The sequence below is a fragment of the Luteimonas sp. RIT-PG2_3 genome (assembly GCF_054902115.1).
Genome location: NZ_JBUBPF010000010.1, coordinates 84069 through 105523 on the forward strand (window position 1 = coordinate 84069; position 21455 = coordinate 105523).

General features: G+C 67.1%; 14 protein-coding genes. 7 read left to right on the forward strand and 7 right to left on the reverse strand.

Annotated features, from left to right (window positions below; all coding sequences use genetic code 11):
* Positions 1-77: 77 nt before the first annotated feature.
* The 6 genes from ACYX7E_RS14990 to ACYX7E_RS15015 form a co-directional block, all read right to left on the reverse strand.
* Positions 78-1430 carry an amidohydrolase family protein gene (locus ACYX7E_RS14990; RefSeq protein WP_462081394.1) on the reverse strand — a complete coding sequence of 451 codons (1353 nt, stop codon included), beginning with the start codon at positions 1428-1430 and terminating at the stop codon, positions 78-80.
* A gap of 9 nt (positions 1431-1439) precedes the next feature.
* Positions 1440-2711, reverse strand: a complete 1272-nt coding sequence (locus ACYX7E_RS14995; RefSeq protein WP_462081395.1) for an amidohydrolase — start codon at positions 2709-2711, stop codon at positions 1440-1442.
* A 49-nt stretch (positions 2712-2760) separates the two neighbouring features.
* Positions 2761-4401 carry a S10 family serine carboxypeptidase-like protein gene (locus ACYX7E_RS15000; protein ID WP_462081396.1) on the reverse strand — a complete coding sequence of 547 codons (1641 nt, stop codon included), beginning with the start codon at positions 4399-4401 and terminating at the stop codon, positions 2761-2763.
* Positions 4401-6455: an amidohydrolase family protein gene (locus tag ACYX7E_RS15005; RefSeq protein ID WP_462081397.1), complete on the reverse strand. Its 2055-nt coding sequence runs from the start codon at positions 6453-6455 to the stop codon at positions 4401-4403. Before ACYX7E_RS15005 ends, ACYX7E_RS15000 begins: the two co-directional genes overlap by 1 nt.
* A 172-nt stretch (positions 6456-6627) precedes the next feature.
* On the reverse strand, positions 6628-8844 hold the full coding sequence (locus tag ACYX7E_RS15010; protein WP_462081398.1) for a TonB-dependent receptor: 2217 nt from the start codon (positions 8842-8844) through the stop codon (positions 6628-6630).
* A 476-nt stretch (positions 8845-9320) separates the two neighbouring features.
* Positions 9321-10217 carry a LysR family transcriptional regulator gene (locus ACYX7E_RS15015; protein WP_462081399.1) on the reverse strand — a complete coding sequence of 299 codons (897 nt, stop codon included), beginning with the start codon at positions 10215-10217 and terminating at the stop codon, positions 9321-9323.
* Between the two features lie 390 nt (positions 10218-10607).
* Between ACYX7E_RS15015 and ACYX7E_RS15020 the strand changes: the two genes are divergently transcribed.
* From ACYX7E_RS15020 to ACYX7E_RS15050, 7 genes are all read left to right on the forward strand, one after another.
* Positions 10608-11855 carry a thiamine pyrophosphate-dependent enzyme gene (locus ACYX7E_RS15020; RefSeq protein ID WP_462081400.1) on the forward strand — a complete coding sequence of 416 codons (1248 nt, stop codon included), beginning with the start codon at positions 10608-10610 and terminating at the stop codon, positions 11853-11855.
* 2 nt (positions 11856-11857) lie between these two features.
* Positions 11858-12916 (forward strand): alpha-ketoacid dehydrogenase subunit beta, encoded by a 1059-nt coding sequence (locus ACYX7E_RS15025; protein WP_462081401.1) that lies wholly within the window; start codon positions 11858-11860, stop codon positions 12914-12916.
* Positions 12916-14247 carry a dihydrolipoamide acetyltransferase family protein gene (locus tag ACYX7E_RS15030; protein WP_462081402.1) on the forward strand — a complete coding sequence of 444 codons (1332 nt, stop codon included), beginning with the start codon at positions 12916-12918 and terminating at the stop codon, positions 14245-14247. Before ACYX7E_RS15025 ends, ACYX7E_RS15030 begins: the two co-directional genes overlap by 1 nt.
* Before the next feature lie 123 nt (positions 14248-14370).
* Positions 14371-15774 carry a dihydrolipoyl dehydrogenase gene (gene lpdA, locus ACYX7E_RS15035; protein WP_462081403.1) on the forward strand — a complete coding sequence of 468 codons (1404 nt, stop codon included), beginning with the start codon at positions 14371-14373 and terminating at the stop codon, positions 15772-15774.
* A 44-nt stretch (positions 15775-15818) separates the two neighbouring features.
* Entirely contained in the window at positions 15819-16916 is a 1098-nt protein-coding gene (locus ACYX7E_RS15040) for a branched-chain amino acid aminotransferase (RefSeq protein WP_462081404.1), read from the forward strand.
* Between the two features lie 104 nt (positions 16917-17020).
* Positions 17021-17377, forward strand: a complete 357-nt coding sequence (gene queD / locus ACYX7E_RS15045; protein ID WP_462081405.1) for a 6-carboxytetrahydropterin synthase QueD — start codon at positions 17021-17023, stop codon at positions 17375-17377.
* 137 nt (positions 17378-17514) lie between these two features.
* Positions 17515-17913, forward strand: a complete 399-nt coding sequence (locus ACYX7E_RS15050) for a phasin family protein (protein WP_462081406.1) — start codon at positions 17515-17517, stop codon at positions 17911-17913.
* Between the two features lie 346 nt (positions 17914-18259).
* Here the strand turns inward: ACYX7E_RS15050 and ACYX7E_RS15055 are convergent, their stop codons facing one another.
* Positions 18260-21451, reverse strand: coding sequence for a multidrug efflux RND transporter permease subunit (locus tag ACYX7E_RS15055; protein ID WP_462081407.1), 3192 nt, complete (start codon positions 21449-21451; stop codon positions 18260-18262).
* Positions 21452-21455 lie beyond the last annotated feature (4 nt).

The following is a 21455-nucleotide window of genomic DNA, read 5'->3' on the forward strand; positions in this document are numbered from 1 at the left end:
CGGGAATGCTTCATCGCGCCTGTCGGCGCTCCCACAACGGGCGCTGCCATGCGTCCTCGTGCGACCGGCCCCGGGGATCAGGGGCTGACACCGCCGTACTGGTCGCGCAGCCGGGTCTGGTAACTGTCCATCGGCACCGCGACGCCGCGGACGAAGACCTGCCTGACATCCGTGGACATCTGCAACGGATCCCCGGTCGCGATCACCAGGTTGGCCAGCTTGCCGACCTCCAGCGAGCCCAGGTCCTTGTCCATGCCCCAGATCTGCGCCGGATACAGGGTCAGGCCCTTCAGGGCTTCGTCATAAGGCAATCCGTGCGCGACCGCGATCGCCGCCAGGTACGGCAGGTTGCGCGTCTGCGCGAAGCGCGGATACATGAAGCGACCGATGATGTTGACGCCGCCCGAGGCGAACGCGAACTTGACGCCACGCCGTTGCAGTTCGGCCGGCAGCCGGTAGACCGCGTCGTAGCGTTCGTTGGCGGCGGGCAGCAACTGGATCGGCCCCAGGATCACGGGCGCACCGGAGGCGGCGACCGCGTCGAGCTGGTCGCGCGCGTACACCAGGTCACCGAGGATCAGCTTGAGCTTGAACTCGCGCGCCAGTGCCAGCGCGGCGTCGACGTCCTGGCCTTCGCTGGCCGCGATGACGACCGGCCTGCTGCCATCCAGGTACGGCGCCAGTGCTTCGTAACGGGCGTCGCGCGGCGCACCGGGCTTGCGGTCGGCCAGATAGGCGCGGGCATCGATCAGGGTCTGCCGCAGTTGCGCCACCACGCCCATCCGCGTGCCGGGGAATTGCCCGCCCTCGCGGCGTACGCGGCTGGACAGGTAGACGTGCATCGCCAGTTCGGGCTCGACGACCATCCTGCGGCGGTCGTCGGCATGCAACTGGATGAACGCACTGCGGCCCGGCAGGCTGGTCAGGTCGCCGGGGGCGACGACCGCGTTGGTGATGCCGTTGTAGCGGACGACCGGGATATGCACGGTGTCGGCATTGAACGCGTCCACGACCCTTGCCTGCGGAAAGATCTGCTGGCCGGCCTCGGCGACGTCGTTGTCGGCGAAGTCCATGTCGCGCTCGGCCAGGCCGAGGCTGGTGTCGGAATCGATCAGCCCTGGATAGACCGTCATGCCACGACCATCGATGCGCGTTGCCTCCGCCGGCACGGCGACCGTGCCCGAGGCGCCGACCGCGACGATGCGCTCGCCGCGCATCACCAGCACGCCGTCTTCGATCGGCGCACCGCTGACGGGCAGCAGGCGTGCGCCGGTGATGGCGGTCGTCGCGCCCTGCGCCGGCGTGCGTGCAGCAGCGACGCTGGCGGCAGCCTCCCCTGCGGCAGCCGCCTTGAAGGGCTGCGCGATCACCAGCAGCAACGCGGCCAGGAATACCGTCCGTTTTACGCTCTGCACGCTCAGGCTCTGCATGTCGTGTCCTCAGTCGCCGCTCATGACGCCGGAGAATCGCGGCGTTCCCGTTCCGGCGAGGTTGCGGTCGAAATACAGCACACCCTCGATGTAGACTTGGTCGGCCAGCGCGTAGGCCGACATCGGATCGGTGCTCCAGATCACCAGGTCCGCGTCCTTGCCGACGTCGAGCGAACCCACGCGGTCCTGCAGCCCGATGATCCAGGCCGCGTCCAGCGTGATCATGCGCAGCGCTTCCTCGCGGGTGGCGCCGCCGTAGCGCATGATCTTCGCGGCTTCATGGTTGAGCCGACGGGTGATGTCGGCCGAGTCGCTGTGCAGCGCGACCCGCACGCCGCGACGCAGCGCCATCACCGCGTTCCACGGAATCGCCTCCATCGCCTCGGGCTTGACTCCGAACCAGTCGCTCCAGACCGCGATCGCCACGCCCTCCCCGGCCAGGATGTCGGCGATCTTGTAGGCATCGGTGGCGTGGTGGAACGCGTGCACCTTGTAGCCGAACTCGCGCGCGATCTCGAGCTCGGTCAGCATCTCATCGGCGCGGTAGGCGTGGATCTGCACCAGCGTCTCGCCCGACAGCACGCCGGCCAGCGCTTCCTTCTTGAGGTCGCGACCCGGTGCGTCCTGCGGCTTTCCGCTGCGCTGCCTGCGATAGTCGGCCGCCTCGTCCAGCGCTTGGCGTAACACGGCGGCATTGCCCATCCGGCTCGACGGCGACTGGTTGCGTGCGCCATAGGTGCGCTTGGGATTCTCGCCGATCGCGAACTTCATCGACGCCGGCGCATCGGCCACCAGCATCTGCGCCAGCGGCAAGCCGAACTTGTTCTTGACCACCGCCGCCTGTCCACCGACGAGGTTGGCCGAACCGGGCAGGATCATCTGCGTCGTGGTGCCGCCTGCCAGCGCGAAGTAGAACTCCTTGTGCGTCGGCACCAGGACGTCGGCGATGCGTACCTGCGAGGTCACCGGGCTGCTCATCTCGTTGCCGTCGCCGACGGTGCCGATATGCGAGTGTGGATCGACGATCCCCGGGGTCACGAACCTGCCGGTGCCATCGATGACTTTCGCATCGGCGGGCGCATCCACGCGGGCACCGACGCCGGCGATCCGGCCGTCGCGGATCCACACACTGGCGTTCTCCAGCGTGCCCTGCGAGACCGTCATCACCGTGGCGTTGCGGATCACCCAGTCGGCGGCCTGCGCAGCCGGCGCCAGCAGCGCGGCGCAACACAGCAGTGCGGACAACCGCATGGCCCGGCGCGACAGCAGCGCGCGCGTCATGGCTGCGCCTTCATGGATGTGCCCTCATTGATGTGTCCTTGTGCTTGCATCATTCCATCGGCCGACGCGCCGGTGCCTGTCCTTGATGATCGCCATCGACCGGCGAGGGCCGGATGAACGCGACGATGTCCGCGGCCAGGAGGTCCCACTCGCTGTCGGTCCCGTAGATCCTGTGCCCACCGTTCCAGTAGCAGCGTGCGGTGTAGTTGCGACTGTACTTGTCTTCAAGGTGTTCCAGCACGGCGTCGTTGGCGGCGCAGTTGTTCGCGCCGTCGAACAGGCCGTATCCGACGAAGGCACGCAGCGCCGGATGGATGTCCATCGCGCGCGGGATCCACGGCTCGCTGCGCAGGTCGTCGTCGGTGCCCACCCTGGTATTGACGCCGCGATTCCAGCCCCAGCGCTCGCCGGCCGGGACGTACGCGTCCGCCGTGCTCGGGCTGTAGCCGGTTTCGAAGCCAAGATAGGCCAGCTCGCTGTTGAAGCCGATGTTGTGCCGGATATCGTCGACGATGGCGCGGTCTTCGCGCGGCGACAGGCGCGCGCCGACGTCGGCCCGGTGGCGCATGTCGTGCCAGCCCAGCTTGATGCCCTGGTCAGCCAGCAGCCGGCCCGTGAATGCCGACAGCGTAATGCGCAGGCTGGTGCGATCGATGTCGGCCAGCGGGTATCCGGTGAACCTGGACAACGCGCGCGCAATCGCCTCGCGGCGCGCGGCCGGCAGCGTGTCGACCTGGTCGAGCGCGGGAATGTACTCGGACTTGACCCACGCCGTCGCCGCCTGGATGACTGCCTCCTGGCTGCCGCCGACGTCGGGCGAAAGGCGGCCGTGATGGAACGCGGTCGCCGCTTGCGACGGCACGCGATAGGCGGTGATCTCGTTCTCGCTCAGGTAAGCCGTCCCGACCAGGATCCCGCCCGAGAGCAGGATGGCACCGTCGACCGGCCGCCCCATCTCCGACAGCATCTGCGTCACCATGCCGACGCGCCACGCGCCATAGCTGCCACCCAGCAGGTAGACCGGCGTCTCCGGACTTGCGTTCTGCGCATGCCAGACGCGCACGAACTCGGCCAGCGACCTCGCATCGCCATCGGCGTTGAAGAATTCCGCCTCGTACTCCACGCGCTCGGGGCGGCTGAACCCGGTCCCGATGGCATCGACGAACACCAGGTCGGTGACCGGCAGCAGGCTGCGCGGATTGTCGATGAGCTGGAGGTCGGCGTCGAACGACTTGGGCCCGAACGCCCGATGGTTGAACCCCAGCCCGGGTTGCGATGGACCGCCGCCGAAGAAATAGGTCACCGGGCGGGCGGGCGCGCCGGCTGCCACGGGCACCCGGTATGCGGTGTAGAACATGCGCCCCCTGAGCTCCCCGGTCGCGGTGCCGCGGATCGGAACATGACCGGCCTCGGTGCGGTAGCGGTACACGGCGCCCTGCAGCCGGGCCGTGTGTTCCCTGACCACGACGCCGGCTTGGCCGACGTCGGCGTGCGCCCCGCCGGCCCATGCCGCCAAGGCCAGCACACCGGCCATGACGCAGGCCACTTTGAACATGGCGCATGCCCTCAACATCGAGCCTGTCCTCAACATGGCGCATGTCCTCGACACGGAGCAGGCCTCAACATGGATCTTGCCTCGACAGGAACATGACTCGACGGGAGCATGGCTCGACACGCACGCCTTCGGCATCACCGGAGTGGCCGCGGCGCATCGGCGAACGGCCGGACGCCCAGGGCTTCATAGATCTCGGAAGGGAAATAGATCGCGTCGCCCTTCGACACCAGCCTGGCCTTGCGCACCGCGTTGATGTCGCGCGTGGGATCGCCGGCAACCAGGAAGAAGTCCGCCTGCTTGCCAACGTCGATGCTGCCCAGCGTCTTGTCCTGGCCCATGTAGCGGGCCATGTCGAGCGTCGCGATCCGCAGCACCTCGCCGGCCGGAATACCCGACTTGGCGTACAGCTCCAGCTCGCGATGCAGGGTGAAGCCGGTGCCGTCATCGGTGCCGGGGAGCAGGCGCAATCCGTTGTCGTGCAGCAGCTTGATCGTCGCCAACATGCGCTCGACCGACAGGTGATAGTCCTTGTCGCCCTGCTCGGTCAGGTCGGAGACATAGGTGCGCTTGCGATAGCGCTGGTAACCGATCGGCATGTGGTCGAGGAAGTACTCGCCGCCGGGCGACATGTCGCCGGCACGGCTGAGCATCAGCAGTTCGAGGATCACTGCCGTGGTATCCAGCGCGGTGTCGTGCTGCTTCATCAGCGCGATCGTCGCCTGCACCTTGGGCGACAGCGCGAGATCGAGCCCGGCAGCGCGCGCCATGCCGGTCAGGCGCAGCGGCGTGCGGGTGTCCTCCTGCGGCCCCAGCAACCAGCCGAGCATCAGCTGGTTGAGATGCGCGATCTCGTCGTAACCATCGCCGATCACGCGATCGGGGGACGAAAACGCGGGCACATGCCCGGTCACACCCATGCCGAGCCGGTGCGCTTCGGCGGACACCGGCTTCACCCAGTCGGGATTGAGCGAGTTGTAGATCTTGATCTGCCAGTAGCCGTTGGCGGCATACCAGCGCACCGCTTCAAGCGCCTCGTCGAGGGTATCGGCCACGATGCCGGTGCGGGCCGAGTACGGGCTGCGCCCTTCGAGGAACCCATTGCGGACGATGCGCGGACCGGCCACCGTGCCGGCGTCGATGCGCGTCATCAGGTCCATCAGGAAGGCGTTGTCGTTGCCCATGTCGCGCGTGGCGGTGACGCCGGCGGCCAGGTACCACAGACCTGAATCCAGCGTGCTGTGCGAATGCATGTCATGCAGGCCGGGCACCAGGGTGCCGCCTTCGCCGTCGTAACCGCGCAGGCCGGTCGCGCTGTCGCCGCCTGCCGGCACTGCGTCGGGCTTGCCCGTTTCGGGCGCACCCGGGTAGGGCGTGATCGCGGCGATCCTGCCACCGTCGAGGGTCACCGTGACCCGGGGTCCACGCGTCGCGGTGACCGGATCGAAAACGTGTACGTTGCGGATCGTGACCGGACCATCGCTACGATGCGCCAGTTGCTGCTGCAGCTGCTCCGCGCGCTCCATGCCCAGGCGCGAGACCAGCGCCTGGAACTGCTCGCCGTGGGATTCGTAACCTTCGCGCACGACCAGCGCGCCGGACATCAGCGAGCCCGGCAGCACCGCGAACAACTGCTGCTGCGCGTCGAGCAACAGGTACACCGGCTGCAGGTCGACGCCGGTCAGGCGATAGACGGTCGTGGTCACCAGAGCGTCACCGCTGCCGACCGCCTCGTCCTGCAGGCGCTCCAGTTGCAGGCGGCCACCCGGCACGGCGTCCAGGCGCAACCCGGGCGCTTGCAGCAGCGCCCTGGCATAGACGCCAATCGCCCAGGGACTGCCGTCATTGACGACATACAGCGCGGGCACCGGCGCCTGGCGTTCGCCGGCATCGGCCTGGCTGGTCCAGCGCGCGACGCCCTGGTCCCAGCGATAGTCCTCGGCCACCGGGCCGCCCATCAGCGAGGTGCCGTCGATCTTCCACGACAGCGGAATTCCCTGGTCGCCGATGACGATCGACTCGTGGTGCTTGGGGCCGCGGCCATTGTCGTCGACGCGATAGTCGACCTCGACGCTGGACGCATCGGTGACGCCGACCAGGCTGCCGACCACTTCGGCATTGGCGACGACCGAGAAGCGCAGGGTCACCGGTTCGGTGGGCGCGTCCTGTCGTGCGCACGCGGACAGTCCCACGAGCAGGAGGAGGCAGAGACAGGACTGGAGGCGACGCGACAACGATGGCATGGGGGATCATCCGGTGGCATGGATATCGACCCTGGACGCAGGCAGCACACGACAGGGCATCAACGGCACACAGGGTCTGCAGCCCCGCCGCGGCATCGCCGCAGCGGGGCTGCGCCTTGGCTCAGTAGTCGAACGCGAACGACACGCCGTAGGTCCGCGGCTGGATCAGACCTACGCCGTAGGCGCTCAGGCCCGTGGTCGAGTTGCGCGGCGTCGCGCTGAGGTAGCCCTTCTCGTCGGTGACGTTCTTGACGAACAGCGACAGCGTCCAGTTGTCGCCCTGCAGGCCGCCATTGATGTCGCCGGTGGTGTAGCTCGGCATTACGAAGCGCGGGGTGGTGGCGACATTGTTGAACGGCGCCAGGCGGTCGCCCATGTAGCTGATGTTGCCGCCGACGAAGGCCAGCAGGTTGTCGCCGACCATGAAGTCCTTGACCACCGACAGGCTGCCGGTGCGCTTGGCCGAATACGGCAGGCGATCGCCACGCAGGCCGAACGTGCCGGCGCGGGTGTCCTCCTGCAGCACGGCATCGGTCAGCGTGGCGCTGCCGGTGACGGTCAGCCCGGCCACCGGACGCCAGGCCAGGCTGGCTTCGATGCCCTGGCTCTTGGCCTTGCCGCCATTGGCGTAGTACGACTCGCCGGTGCTCTGGTCGACCTGGCGCAGCTGGATGTCGCTCCAGTCGATGTAGAACAACGACGTGTCCAGGGTCAGGCTGCGGTCGAAGAACTCGCCCTTCAGGCCGATCTCGTAGTTGACCAGGCTGTCGGAGTCATAGGCATCGGGGATCTCCTCGAGCGAAATCCCCAGCGTCTGGTTCTGGCCGCCTGCGCGGTAACCGGTCGCGACGCGGCCATAGACCATCAACTGCTCGGACAGCTTGAAGCGCGGCGTCAGCGAATAGGTGAACACGTTCTCGCCGGACGAGCCGGTGTTCTCGCTGAAACCACCGTTCATCGGACCATCGATGTATTCGTTGTAGCGCTCGTCGTTGCTGCTGTAGCGACCGCCGACCTGCAGGTCGAAGCGATCGGTGAACTGGTAGGACACGTTGGCGAACAACGCCTTCTCGCTGAAGATGCTCGGCGTGCGCGCGTTGTACATGTACGGCAGGCCGACCTCGCCACCGGTGGTCGGATCGACGACACGCAGGCGCTGGCGTCCTTCGCTCTTCTCGCGCGTGTAGAACGCGCCGAGCATCCAGTTGAACGGCGAGTCCGACACGGTCGACGCCAGGCGGAACTCCTGCGAGAACTTGTCGGTGCTGAGCAGGTTGTCGATCACCACGCCCATGCCCGGACGACCGAAGATCGCCTGGGCGATGCCGCCGAACGTGCCGGTGACGTCCTGCGGACCGTCGTGGCGATGCTGGCCGTAGGCACTGATGGAGTCGAAGCTCGCCCAGCCCAGGTCGACATTGACGGTGGCGTCGTAGAAGCGGCTTGTACCCTCGAAGCCGTCGGTGCCGCGCAGGCGCTCATGCGTGTAGTCGCCGTTGAGCGTGCTGTAGTCGAAGCGGACGTCCTCGTTGGGCGTAGCGCCCGAACGCGAGTTCTGCAGCAGGGCCGACGCGCGCACGGTGACGTTGTCGGCAGCCTGCCAGAACGCAGCCACGCGACCACCGCGCACCATCGCGTCGTTGACGTCCTCGCGGCCCTGCAGGGTGTCGTCGATGTAGCCGGGATCTTCGCGCTGGAACACGCTGACGCGCAGTGCGAACTTGTCCTGCACCAGCGGCAGGTTGACCGAGCTGCGCACGCCGAAGCCATGGTCGCCGCCATTGGACGAGGCATCGAACTGCACGCGCCCACTGGTCTGGGCGGGGTCGGGCGCGACGGTGACGTACTTGAGCAGGCCGCCCATGCTGCTGGCGCCGTACAGCGTGCCCTGCGGGCCCTTCAGTACTTCGATGTGCTGCAGTTCGGCCGGATCGAGGTCGGGCACCATGAAGTCGCCACCACCGCGCGAGCTCGACGAACCGTACGGCGCGTCATCGATGGTGATGCCGACGGTCGGGTTGCCGCCGCTGCCGGTCGAAATGCCGCGCAGGATCAGCTGGGTGCGTCCGGCGCCGCGCGCGTTGATGCTCAGGCCCGGGACCTGGCTGAAGTAGTCGGTCAGCTGGACCGCGCCGCGGTCGGCCATCTTCGAGGCGTCGACCACCGAGATCGCCATCGGCACTTCCTTCAGCGGCTCCTCGCGCTTCTGCGCGGTCACGGTGATCGTGTCGAGCGTGGTCGCCTGCGCCGATGACGGCGCGTCCTGTGCCAGAGCCGGCCCCACGGCCAGTGCCGACAGCGCGACCCCGGCAAGGACGCGGGCGATGGCGGACGCCATGGTGCTGTGCTGACAGTTCGCTTGCTGGATATTCATCATGGCGGGCCAATTGCTCCTGACGGGGTTCTAGAGGGGTGTGGTCGGCCCGCGGCGTGTCTGCGACACGTCCGCAGGGCGGGCATCCGGCGCGTTGCCACCTGGCCGGATGCCGTCTTCCCCTGTCGGAGAAAGCGGCTTCGGATGGCGGTCGCATGGGGCACCTACCATTCGAATGTATCCTCGATTTAACGCGTATTTTATGTTTTTTTGGACGCGTTCACTCAGAACGGCGATTAAATTTCACCGAATTGAAATTTTTTACGGTATTTTTTTTCACGGGCTGCGTTCCCTTCCGGAATCGCAGCGCAACACAGTTCGCGATGACCGTCCCGGATGCACGGCTGTGCGGACCGTCCGACCGGCCCCAGGGAACCGGCCCCCAGGCAGAAGACGCCTGCGATGGCGGCCGCGCACGCGCGGCGGCAGGCGCGCCGCGCTCAGCCTCCGCCGCAGGCGAACACCAGGAACTGCTGCAACGCGCGCGCGGGCGGCGGGATGTCGGCGTCGTCGCGCCAGACCAGGCCGACTTCCATTGGCGGCACGATGTCGTTGACGGTGCGCACATCGATCCGGCGCCCTTCCAGCGACCACGGCCGGTAGACCATGTCCGACAGAATGCTGACGCCGAACCCGTAGGCGACCATGCCGCGCAGCGCCTCCAGTGCCGAGGTCCGGAACGCGACGTTGGGCGTGCAGCCGGCCGACCGCCAATAGCGCAGCGCCGAGGCCTCGCCTTCGTCGACGGTCAGCATGATGTAGGGATACGGCGCGATGTCGGCCAGGCCGATCGTGGGCTGCGCCGACAGCGGATGCGACTCCGGCAGCCAGAGCTGGCGCCGCGAACGGATCAGCACCTGCCGCTGCAGCGGGCTGGGCATGTCCATGTTGGAAATGATGCACATGCCCAGGTCGAGCTCGCCCTCGGTCACGCCGCGCTGGATCGAGGCGCGGTCCATGTCGATCAGGTCGATCTCGATCTGCGGATACGAGCGCTTGAAGCGTGCCAGCAGGCTCGGCAGGAAGTAGCCCAGCACCGTGTACGACGCGCCCACGCGGACTGTTCCCGGCAGCGTGCTGGCCAGGAACATCGGCTCGCTGAGCGCGTCCTGCAGGGTGTCGAGCATGTGCCGGACATGCTGGTAGAAGCGGTGGCCCTCGGCGGTCAGGGCCACGCCATGCGGCAACCGGTCGAACAGCCGGGCACCGATCGTGGACTCCAGTTGCGCGACCGCGGTGGTGATCACCGATTGCGACACATGGGCTTTGCGCGCAGCCTGCGAGAACTGCCCGACTTCGGCGGCCTCGACGAAGTAGCGCAGTTGGCGTAACGACATGTTTGCGGGGATTGCCATCTGAAAACCAGATATCTCGTAGCCCATTAAACAAATTTACGATAACCTGTCCGACCCATAGACTGCAACGGTGTTGATCGACACTGGCACGCTGGGGACTGGTTTCGACTGTCCCGGCACGCCAGCCGATGCCGCCCTCGCGCAGCCCGCATGCATCGCGGCCACTGCGACGATGGCACCGTCCGCAACGCCCCATCCGATCGGGAGACCCAGCCTCGATGTGCGAACTGCCTGCCACTGCCGCATCGCTTCGCCCTTCGCACAGGCTGCGTCTTTCCAACGCGCGCGCAGGTATGCTCCGCGCCGCCATCTCCACCGGTCATCGCGCCAGCGCGATGCCGTCTTTACGTTCAAAAGCGGGAGGACCCTGATATGAGCCCATCCGATCCAAACGGACACGCGCCGCTGCGCCTGCATGTCCCCGAGCCCAGCGCCCGTCCCGGCCAGGCCACCGACTTCTCCTACCTCAAGCTGAGCCCGGCCGGCGCGGTCGGCACGCTGCCGCTCGACGTCACCGCGTCGCAGACGGTGGACCTGTCGGGCCAGTTGATCCGCGTGCTCGACGACGACGGCAAGGCCGTCGGCCCGTGGGCGGCGGATATCCCCGACGAGATCCTGTTGTCGGGCATGCGCGCGATGCTCAAGACCCGCGCCTATGACGCCCGCCTGCTGATCGCGCAGCGCCAGAAGAAGACCTCGTTCTACATCCAGTGCCTGGGCGAAGAGGCGATCGCGGTCGGCCAGACCCTGGCGATGCGCGATGGCGACATGCATTTCCCGACCTACCGCCAGCAGGGCATCCTGATCACCAAGCAGCTGCCGCTGGTCGAGATGATGTGCCAGGTGCTGTCGAATGCCGCCGACCCGCTGAAGGGCCGGCAGCTGCCGATCATGTACTCGTACCGCGAGGAAGGCTTCTTCACGATCTCCGGCAACCTGGCCACGCAGTACATCCAGGCGGTCGGCTGGGCGATGGCCTCGGCGATCAAGGGCGACACCAAGATCGCAGCGGCCTGGATCGGCGACGGCGCCACCGCCGAAGGCGACTTCCACGCTGCGCTGACGTTCGCGCATGTCTATCGCGCGCCGGTCATCCTCAACGTTGTCAACAACCAGTGGGCGATCTCGACCTTCCAGGCGATCGCCGGTGGCGAAAACACCACGTTCGCCGCGCGCGGCGTCGGCTACGGCATTCCGTCGGTGCGTGCCGACGGCAACGACCTGCTCGCGGTCTATGCGGTGTCGCGCTGGGCGGCCGAACGCGCGCGCCGCAACCTGGGACCGACGCTGATCGAATGGGTGACCTATCGCGCAGGCCCGCACTCGACCTCCGACGATCCGTCCAAGTACCGTCCGGCCGACGACGCCGCGCAGTACCCGCTGGGCGATCCGATCGAACGCCTGAAGCAGCACCTGATCGCCCGCGGCCTGTGGAGCGATCAACTGCACGAGGACACCCGCAAGGGCTTCGATGCCGAGATCTCGGCGGCACTGAAGGAAGCCGAAACCCATGGCGCGCTGGGCAGCGAACAGCGCCCCAGCGCCGCGGAAATGTTCGAGGACGTCTACAAGGACCTTCCCGAACACCTGCGTCGCCAGCGCCAACAGCTTGGAGTCTGACCATGGCCGATCAAGACATTTCACGTGCCGACGAGGCACAGGGCGCGGCAGTGCCGATGACGATGATCCAGGCATTGCGCTCCGCGATGGACGTGATGCTGGAGCGCGATGACAACGTGGTCGTGTTCGGCCAGGACGTCGGCTACTTCGGCGGCGTGTTCCGCTGCACCGATGGCCTGCAGGCCAAGTACGGCAAGAGCCGCGTGTTCGATGCACCGATCTCCGAGAACGGCATCGCCGGCGCGGCGATCGGCATGGGCGCGTACGGCCTGCGCCCGGTCGCGGAAATCCAGTTCGCCGATTACATCTACCCCGCCTACGACCAGATCGTGTCCGAGGCGGCGCGATTGAGGTACCGCTCCTGCGGCATGTTCACCGCGCCGATCACGTTCCGCACGCCCTGCGGCGGCGGCATCTACGGCGGCCAGACGCACAGCCAGAGCCCCGAGGCGATCTTCGCCCACGTCGCCGGCCTGCGCACGGTCATGCCGTCCAACCCCTACGACGCCAAGGGCCTGCTGATCTCGTCGATCGAATGCGACGACCCGGTGATCTTCCTCGAGCCCAAGCGCCTGTACAACGGCCCGTTCGACGGCCACCACGACCGTCCGGTGACCGCATGGTCCAAGCATCCGGCCAACGCGGTGCCCGAGGGTTACTACAACGTGCCGCTCGACAAGGCGGCGATCGCGCGCCCCGGCGAGAAGGTCACGATCCTGACCTACGGCACCACGGTGTGGGTCGCGATGGCCGCGGCCGAAGACGCCGGCATCGACGCCGAAGTCGTCGACCTGCGCAGCCTGTGGCCGCTGGACCTGGAGACCATCGTCAACTCGGTCAAGAAGACGCGCCGCTGCATCGTGCTGCACGAGGCCACGCGCACCTGCGGCTTCGGTGCCGAACTGGTCTCGCTGGTGCAGGAGCACTGTTTCTATCACCTGGAAGCGCCGGTCGAACGCGTCACCGGTTGGGATACGCCCTATCCGCATGCGCAGGAATGGGATTACTTCCCGGGCCCGTCCCGGGTCATCGAAGCAATGAAGCGCGTGCTGGAGGACTAATGGGACACCATGTCATCAAGATGCCCGACATCGGCGAAGGCATCGCCGAAGTCGAACTGATCGCCTGGCAGGTCCAGGTCGGCGGTACCGTCAGCGAAGACCAGGTCGTCGCCGAAGTCATGACCGACAAGGCAATGGTCGAGATCCCGTCGCCGGTGTCCGGCACGGTCATCTCGCTGGGCGGCCAGCCCGGCGAAGTGATCCCGGTCGGCGCCGAACTGATCCGCCTGGAAGTCGAAGGGCCCGGCAACGTCGGCGCCGCGGCAGCGTCCGCGCCGGCCAAGCCAGCGTCCGCCGTCGCTCCGGCAGCTGCGGCCAAAGCCGCAGAGCCAGCGAAAGTCGAAGCACCCGCGCCGGTTGCTGCGGCAACGAGCGCGAATGCGAAAAGCGACGTGCCTGCGCGCGACGCCTCGCGCGAGCGCGGGCCGGTCACCAGCCGCGCGCTGACCGAAGGCGAAGCGCCGCTGGCATCGCCTGCGGTCCGTCGCCGCGCCTGGGACCTGGGCATCGAACTGCGCTTCGTGCCGGCCACCGGCCCGGCCGGACGCATCCTGCACGACGACCTCGACGCCTATGTCGCCAATGGCGGCAAGACCCAGGCCAGCGGCGGTGGCAGCAGTTATGCGCGCCGCACCGGCACCCAGGACATCCCGATCATCGGCCTGCGCCGCAAGATCGCGCAGAAGATGCAGGAGTCCAAGCGCCGCATCCCGCACATCACCTATGTCGAGGAAATCGACGTCACCGACGTCGAGGCCCTGCGCGCGCAACTCAACAGCAAGTGGGGCAAGGAGCGCGGCAAGCTGACGCTGCTGCCGTTGCTGGCGCGTGCGATCGTGCTGGCCCTGCGCGACTTCCCACAGATGAACGCCCGTTTCGACGACGACAACAATGTCGTCACCCGCTACGAGGGCGTGCAGCTGGGCATCGCCACGCAGAGCGAGGTCGGGTTGTCGGTGCCGGTCGTCGCGCATGCCGAATCGCTGGACCTGTGGGCGACCGCCGCGGAAATCTCGCGCCTTGCCACCGCGGTCCGCGCCGGCAAGGCGACCCGCGAGGAGCTGTCGGGCTCGACGATCACGATCAGCAGCCTGGGCCCGATCGGCGGCGTGGTCTCGACGCCGATCATCAACCACCCGGAAGTGGCGATCGTCGGCGTCAACCGCATCATCGAGCGCCCGGCGTTCAAGGATGGTCTGGTCGTCGCGCGCAAGCTGATGAACCTGTCGTCCTCGTTCGACCATCGCATCGTCGACGGCATGGAAGCGGCCGAATTCGTGCAGGCGATCCGTCGCCTGCTGGAAAACCCGGCGCTGCTGTTCATCGATTGATGCACGCGTGGCGGGCGCGGCACGCTGGGCGATACGCTCGATGGCCGCGCCCAGTACATTTCATCGCACCGTCGCCGCAGTGGATCGCGGCCCGGCGCAGACACTGATCGGATGGATACCTGCATGAGCCAGACACTCGACACCCAACTGCTGATCATCGGCGGTGGCCCCGGCGGCTACGTCGCCGGCATCCGCGCCGGCCAGCTCGGCATCCGCACGATCCTGGTCGAAGGCGCGCGCGTGGGTGGCACCTGCCTCAACATCGGCTGCATCCCGTCGAAGGCGTTGATCCACGCCGCCGAGGAGTTCGCCAAGGTCACCGAGTTCGCGCAGGGCTCGCCGCTGGGCATCTCGGTGCAGTCGCCGACGATCGACATCGGCAAGACCATCGGCTGGAAGGACGGCATCGTCAAGCGCCTGACCCAGGGCGTGGGCGCGCTGCTGAAGAAGAACGGCGTGCAGGTGGTCAACGGCTGGGCGCGCGTGCTCGACGGCAAGACCGTCGAGATCGACGGCGCCGGCGAAGGCGGCACGCCGCTGCGCATCCGTTGCGAACATCTGCTGCTGGCCACCGGCTCGGATCCGGTCGAACTGCCGTTCCTGCCGTTCGGCGACAACGTCATCTCCTCGACCGGCGCGCTGGCGCCGAGCGACATCCCCGGCAAGCTCGTCGTCGTCGGCGGCGGCTACATCGGCCTGGAGCTGGGCACGGTGTACCGCAAGCTGGGTGCCGAGGTCGTCGTCGTCGAAGCCCAGGACCGCGTGCTGCCCGCCTACGACAACGAACTGACCACGCCGGTCGCCAACCACCTGCGCAAGTCCGGCGTCGAACTGTTGCTGGGCCACAGCGTGCTCGGCCTCGACGACAGCGGTGCGCTGCGCGTGCGCACGCCGGCGGGCGAAGAGACCGCGATCGCCGCCGACCGCATCCTGGTCGCCGTCGGCCGCAAGCCCAGGACCGAAGGCTTCAACCTCGAATCGCTGCACCTGGACATGAACGGCAAGGCGGTCAGGATCGACGACCAGTGCCGGACCTCGATGCGCAACGTCTGGGCGATCGGCGATGTCGCCGGCGAGCCGATGCTGGCGCACCGCGCGATGGCGCAGGGCGAAATGGTCGCCGAGATCATCGCCGGGCGGACCCGCCACTTCGTGCCGGCCGCGATCCCGGCGGTATGCTTCACCGATCCGGAAGTCGTCGTCGTCGGCCTGTCCCCGGACGAGGCCAAGGCGCAGGGCGTCGCGATCAAGACCGCGCTGTTCCCGTTCGCCGCCAATGGCCGCGCGATGACGCTGGAATCGGGCGACGGCTTCGTGCGCGTGGTCGCGCGTGCCGACGACCATCGCATCCTCGGCTGGCAGGCCGTCGGCAAGGCGGTGTCCGAACTGTCGATCGCCTTCGTGCAGTCGATCGAACTCGGCGCCGTGCTCGAAGACATCGCCGGCACGATCCATCCGCACCCGACCCTGGGCGAAGCCGTGCAGGAAGCGGCATTGCGCGCCCTCGGCCACGCCCTGCATATCTGACCGCAAGACACGCCTACCTTCCCCCTACTTCGCACAGACCCGCCATGACCACCGACCGCTCTGCCGATTTCCGCTCGCTCCCCTCCGACCACCGGCTGGCGCCGGCCGAGCGCGACGCCAAGCTCGCCAACCCCGGGTTCGGCCTGCATTTCACCGACCACATGGTCGCGATCGACTGGACCGAAGAGGCCGGCTGGCACGATGCCCAGGTGCGCGCGTTCGGCCCGCTGTCGCTGTCGCCGGCGGCGTCGGTGCTGCATTACGGCCAGGAGATCTTCGAAGGCCTGAAGGCGTTCCGCCACGCCGACGGTTCGGTGTGGAGCTTCCGCATCGAGTCCAACGGCAAGCGCCTGCAGCATTCCGCCGCGCGCCTGGCCCTGCCGCAACTGCCGGTCGACCTGTTCGTCGAGTCGATCCGCCAGCTGGTGCGCGCCGATGCCGAGTGGGTGCCGTCGGGCGCCGAGTCGAGCCTGTACATCCGTCCCTTCATGATCGCCAACGAGGACTTCCTCGGCGTGCGTGCCGCGCGCCGTGCGGCCTACTACGTCATCGCCAGCCCCGCGGGCGCGTATTTCCCGAAGGGCGTCGCGCCGGTGTCGATCTGGCTGTCGTCGGACTTCGCCCGCGCCGGTCGCGGCGGCACCGGTTCGGCCAAATGCGGCGGCAACTACGCGGCGTCGCTGCTGCCGCAGAAGCAGGCCACCGAGAACGGTTGCGCCCAGGTGCTGTTCCTGGACGCCTGCGACGGTCGCTACATCGAAGAGCTGGGCGGCATGAACGTGTTCCTGGTCCGCAAGGACGGCAGCGTGATCACGCCGGAACTGTCGGGCAGCATCCTCGACGGCATCACCCGCGCCAGCGTGATCCAGCTGCTGCGCGATCGCGGCCATGAGGTCACCGAGCGCCGCATCGCCATCGATGAATGGATCGACGGTGTGCGCTCGGGCGAGATCGCCGAAGTCTTCGCCTGCGGCACTGCCGCCAGCATCTCGCCGATCGGCGTGCTCAAGGGCAGCGACTTCAGCGTTGGCGACGAGAACGCGCCGGCCGGTGCGGTCACCCTGGCGATCCGCAAGGACCTGACCGACATCCAGTACGGCCGCGCGCCCGACCGCCACGGCTGGCTGACGCGCCTGGCCTGACCGCCACGGACGCCGCTCCGGTCCGCCACCGACGGGAGACGGCGACCGCGGGCACGACACCGCGCATGGGGACCGGCGACGCGCCCCATGCGAACATGCGCGCCATGGACATCTTCAAGACCTTCACCCTCGAGGCGGCCCACCGGCTGCCCAACGTGCCTGCGGGCCACAAATGCGCCCGCCTGCATGGGCATTCGTTCCGGATCGAGCTGCGCGTCAGCGGCGAGCCCGGACCGGAGACCGGCTGGATCATGGACTTCTCCGAGATCAAGGCCGCGTTCGCGCCACTGTACGACCAGCTCGATCACCACTACCTCAACGACATCGAGGGACTGGACAATCCGACCAGCGAACGGCTGGCGATCTGGATCTGGGATCGGCTCAAGCCCAGGCTGCCGCTACTGAGCCGGATCGTGGTCCACGAGACCTGCACCTCCGGCTGCTCCTATTCAGGAACGTGATCGCAAACGACTGATTCCAAAGGAATCTGAACAGATTCCGGGTTCCCGACCAGCGGATGTTGCACCGCAACATATGATGACATATGCTGCACCGCACAAACCCGGCAATCCCTGCCGGCACACTGCAGGAAACCGCCATGTCTTATCAGTTCAACGAGCAGTTCACCGCCGCGACCCGTCAGTTCGCCGACACCGCCGCGCAGATCAACCGCCTGACCCTCGACAACGCGCAGCAGATCTTCGGCCTGCAGCTGTCGACCCTCCAGGACAACGCCAGCGCCGCGTTCGCGTTCTTCGGCGAAGCCTCGGAAGTGCGCGACATCGACGGCCTGAAGACCCTGTTCCCGAAGGGCGTGCAGGTTGCCCGCGAGAGCGTCGAGCGCAGCATCAGCACCGGCCAGGAAGTCTTCGGCCGCACCGTCAAGACCAACGAAGCCATCGCCGGCCTCGCCAAGTCGCAGGTCGAGACCGCCACCGTGCAGGCCAAGGCCGAAGCCGAGAAGGTCGTCAAGGCTGCCACGAAGGCGCGCCGCTGAGCTTCGAAGTAGACGCGGTGGTGTCGCCGATGCGACATCCCCGCGTGCTCCGGTGACGGAGCGCAGCTGTCACCGGGTGCGACCTCTCTCCCGCACCCGACTGGAAGCCCGGCCGTGAAAACGGCCGGGTTTTTCTTTGCCCGGAGATAGGCAGGAACCCGCGGTCGGAAGAACCCGGGAGCAGCGTCGTGTTTCCACACCGGAAGATCCCAGCGAAGACCGGCTGGATGGCATACACGCTGACCCGACCCTGCTCCGACCCGGCTTTGCCTTTTCATCCGCCACAACAAAAACGGGGCGGACCATGACGGTCCGCCCCGCGGATCTCCAGCGATGTTGCGCGCGGCTACTGGCCGTGGTGCGGCAGGTGGTTCGCCGGTGCCGGCTCGTCGAGCTTCTCGCCCAGCATCCGCCTCACGATCACGAAGAACACCGGGATCAGCAGCAAGCCCAGGAACGTCGCGAACAGCATGCCGCCGATCACGCCGGTGGACAGTGCGTGGCGGGCATTGGAACCGGCGCCGCTCGACAGCGCCATCGGCGTCACGCCCATGATGAAGGCGAACGAGGTCATCAGGATCGGACGGAAGCGCAGGCGTGCGGCTTCGATGACCGCCACGCGCAGCGTCTTGCCTTCGAGCTGCTGCTGCACCGCGAACTCCACGATCAGGATCGCGTTCTTCGCCGCCAGGCCGATCACCGTGATCATGCCGATCTTGAAGAACAGGTCGTTGGACAGCCCGCGCATCATCGAGAAGATCACCGCGCCGAGGATGCCCAGCGGCACCACCAGCAGCACCGACACCGGGATCGACCAGCTTTCGTACAGCGCGGCCAGGCACAGGAACACCACGACCACCGACAGCACCAGCAGCAGCGTCGCGGTATTGCCGGCGATGATCTCCTGGTACGACATGCCCGCCCAGTCATAACCGAAGCCCGACGGCAGCTCGTCGTTGACGATGTTCTCCATCGCGGTCATCGCCTCGCCGGAGCTGCGCCCGGGCGCCTGCGAACCGACGATGTTGACCGCCGAGTAGCCGTTGTAGCGTGTCAGCGACGGCGACGCGGTCGACCAGTTGGACGACACCACGTTGCTCAGCGGCACCATCGCCTGCTGGCCATCGAGGCCGGTCCCGGGCGACGGCGTGTAGAAGCGCTCGAACGACTCCGGCCCGGTCCGGTACGGCGCATCGGCACGCATGTTGACGCGCTTGATGCGACCTTCCGAGAAGAAGTCGTTGACGTAGACCGGCGCCAGCATCAGCTGCACAGCGTTGTACACATCCGACACCGACAGCCCCATCGCCTGCGCCTGCACGCGGTCGACCTTGAGCTGCAGCTGCGGCGCGTCTTCCAGCGTGTTCGGACGCACGCCGACCAGCTGGTCCTGCTTCTGCGCCGCGCTGCCGAGCAGCATGTTGCGCGCCTGCGTCAGCGCCTCGTGGCCCTGGCCGCTGCGGTCCTGCAGGTACATGTCGAAGCCGCCGAACTGGCCCAGTCCCTGGATCGTCGGCAGGTTGACGACGAAGATCTGCGCATCCTTGATGCCGTACAGCGCGCCATTGGCCTGCGCGAGGAAGCCGTTGACGTCGACATCGCGGTCGGCCCAGTCCTTGAGCTTGATGAACGCCATGCCGACGTTCTCACCCTGCCCGATGAAGCTGAAGCCCGAGACCTGCAGGATGCTTTCGAAGCCGGCCACGCCGCCTTCGTATTCGCCGGTCTGCTCGTTCTTCTGGCCCTGCAGTACGTGGCGTACGTCTTCCATGACCTTCTGCGTCCGCTGCAGGCTGGCGCCCGGCGGCAGCTGGACGATCGCCATCGCGTAGCCCTGGTCTTCCTCGGGCACGAAACTGCCGGGCATCCGCGTGAACAACAGGCCGCAGATCAACGACAACACCACGAACAGGATCATCCAGCGCGGTGCATGCCGCACGGCACTGGTGATGTGACCGACGTAGGTCGCATTGATGCGGTCGTAGTACTTGTTGAAGGTGCGGTAGACGATGTTCTGCTTGTCGGCCGCATCCGGGTCGTGCTGCTTCAGGAAGGTCGCGCACAACGCCGGCGTGAAGCCGAGCGCGAGGAACGCCGAGAAGCCCATCGACACCGCGATCGTGATCGCGAACTGCTTGTAGATCTCACCCGAGGCGCCGCCCTGCAGCGCACTGGGGATGAACACCGCGGCCAGCACGACGGTGATCGCCACGACCGCACCGGTGATCTGGCCCATCGCCTTGGTGGTCGCCTCGCGTGCGGGCAGGTGCTCCTCGGCCATGATGCGTTCGACGTTCTCGATGACCACGATCGCATCGTCGACCACGATGCCGATCGACAGCACCATCGCGAACAGCGTCAGCTGGTTGATCGTGAAGCCCAGCATGCTCAGGCCCAGGAACGTGCCCAGCAATGCCACCGGGATCACCAGGGTCGGGATGATCGTCGCGCGCAGGTTCTGCAGGAACAGCAGCATCACCAGGAACACCAGCACCACCGCCTCGATCAGGGTCTTGACGACTTCCTTGATCGAGATCTTGACGAAGGTGGTGCTGTCGAACGGCGTGAACCATTCCACGCCCTGCGGAAACGTCGCCGACAGTTCGTCCATGCGCGCAGCCACCGCTTCGGCGACACCCAGCGCGTTGGCACCGGGTTGCAGCATGATCGCGACCGCGCCTGTCGGCTGGCCGTTGTACTTGGTGTCGAAGCCGTAGCCGGACGCGCCGACCTCGACGCGCGCGACGTCGCCCAGGCGGACCACGGCGCCATCGGCGTCGGTGCGCAGGATGATCGACTTGAACTGCTCGGGCGTGCTGAAGCGGCCCTCGCCCGAGACCGTCGCGCTGAAGCCAGTGCCGTCGGGTGCCGGGTCCGAACCGATGGAGCCGGCGGCGAACTGCACGTTCTGCCCGCGCACCGCAGCCAATGCCTCGCTCGCCGACAGGCCGTAGCCCTGCAGCTTCTCCGGATTCAGCCAGATGTTCATCGCATACTCGGCACCGAAGTGCTGGGTATTGCCGACGCCGGGCACGCGCGCCAACTGCTCGAGCACGCGCGAGGCGATCAGATCGTTGAGCGCATTGCGGTCCATCGAAGGATCGCTGGAACGCAGGCCGACCACCATCAGGAAGCCGCTGTTTTCCTTGGCGACCACGACGCCCTGCTGCACCACTTCGCTGGGCAGGCGCGGCGTCGCCAGCGCGATCTTGTTCTGCACCTGGACCTGGGCGATATCGCTATCGGTGCCGGTCTCGAACGTCAGCGTGACGCTGGCACGTCCACTCGCGCTGGAGGTGGAACTGAAATACAGCAGGTTGTCGATACCGGTGAGCTGCTGCTCGATGACCTGGGTGACCGCGCGTTCGGCGGTCTGCGCATCGGCACCGGGATAGGTGGCCGACACCGTGATCTGCGGCGGGGCGACGCTGGGATACGACTCGACACCCATGTTCAACAGCGAGATCACGCCGCTGAGCGAAATCAGGATCGAGACGACCCAGGCGAAGACCGGGTGGTTGATGAAAAACTTGGGCATCGGA

What these genes read in the sequence shown, in the direction of transcription:
- ACYX7E_RS14990 (WP_462081394.1), bottom strand. Translation starts at nt 1,430, where the DNA reads ATGCAGAGCCTGAGCGTGCAGAGCGTAAAACGGACGGTATTCCTGGCC.
- ACYX7E_RS14995 (WP_462081395.1), bottom strand. Translation starts at nt 2,711, where the DNA reads ATGACGCGCGCGCTGCTGTCGCGCCGGGCCATGCGGTTGTCCGCACTG.
- ACYX7E_RS15000 (WP_462081396.1), bottom strand. Translation starts at nt 4,401, where the DNA reads ATGCCGAAGGCGTGCGTGTCGAGCCATGCTCCCGTCGAGTCATGTTCC.
- ACYX7E_RS15010 (WP_462081398.1), bottom strand. Translation starts at nt 8,844, where the DNA reads ATGGCGTCCGCCATCGCCCGCGTCCTTGCCGGGGTCGCGCTGTCGGCA.
- ACYX7E_RS15015 (WP_462081399.1), bottom strand. Translation starts at nt 10,217, where the DNA reads ATGTCGTTACGCCAACTGCGCTACTTCGTCGAGGCCGCCGAAGTCGGG.
- ACYX7E_RS15020 (WP_462081400.1), top strand. Translation starts at nt 10,608, where the DNA reads ATGAGCCCATCCGATCCAAACGGACACGCGCCGCTGCGCCTGCATGTC.
- ACYX7E_RS15025 (WP_462081401.1), top strand. Translation starts at nt 11,858, where the DNA reads ATGGCCGATCAAGACATTTCACGTGCCGACGAGGCACAGGGCGCGGCA.
- ACYX7E_RS15030 (WP_462081402.1), top strand. Translation starts at nt 12,916, where the DNA reads ATGGGACACCATGTCATCAAGATGCCCGACATCGGCGAAGGCATCGCC.
- lpdA (WP_462081403.1), top strand. Translation starts at nt 14,371, where the DNA reads ATGAGCCAGACACTCGACACCCAACTGCTGATCATCGGCGGTGGCCCC.
- ACYX7E_RS15040 (WP_462081404.1), top strand. Translation starts at nt 15,819, where the DNA reads ATGACCACCGACCGCTCTGCCGATTTCCGCTCGCTCCCCTCCGACCAC.
- queD (WP_462081405.1), top strand. Translation starts at nt 17,021, where the DNA reads ATGGACATCTTCAAGACCTTCACCCTCGAGGCGGCCCACCGGCTGCCC.
- ACYX7E_RS15050 (WP_462081406.1), top strand. Translation starts at nt 17,515, where the DNA reads ATGTCTTATCAGTTCAACGAGCAGTTCACCGCCGCGACCCGTCAGTTC.
- ACYX7E_RS15055 (WP_462081407.1), bottom strand. Translation starts at nt 21,451, where the DNA reads ATGCCCAAGTTTTTCATCAACCACCCGGTCTTCGCCTGGGTCGTCTCG.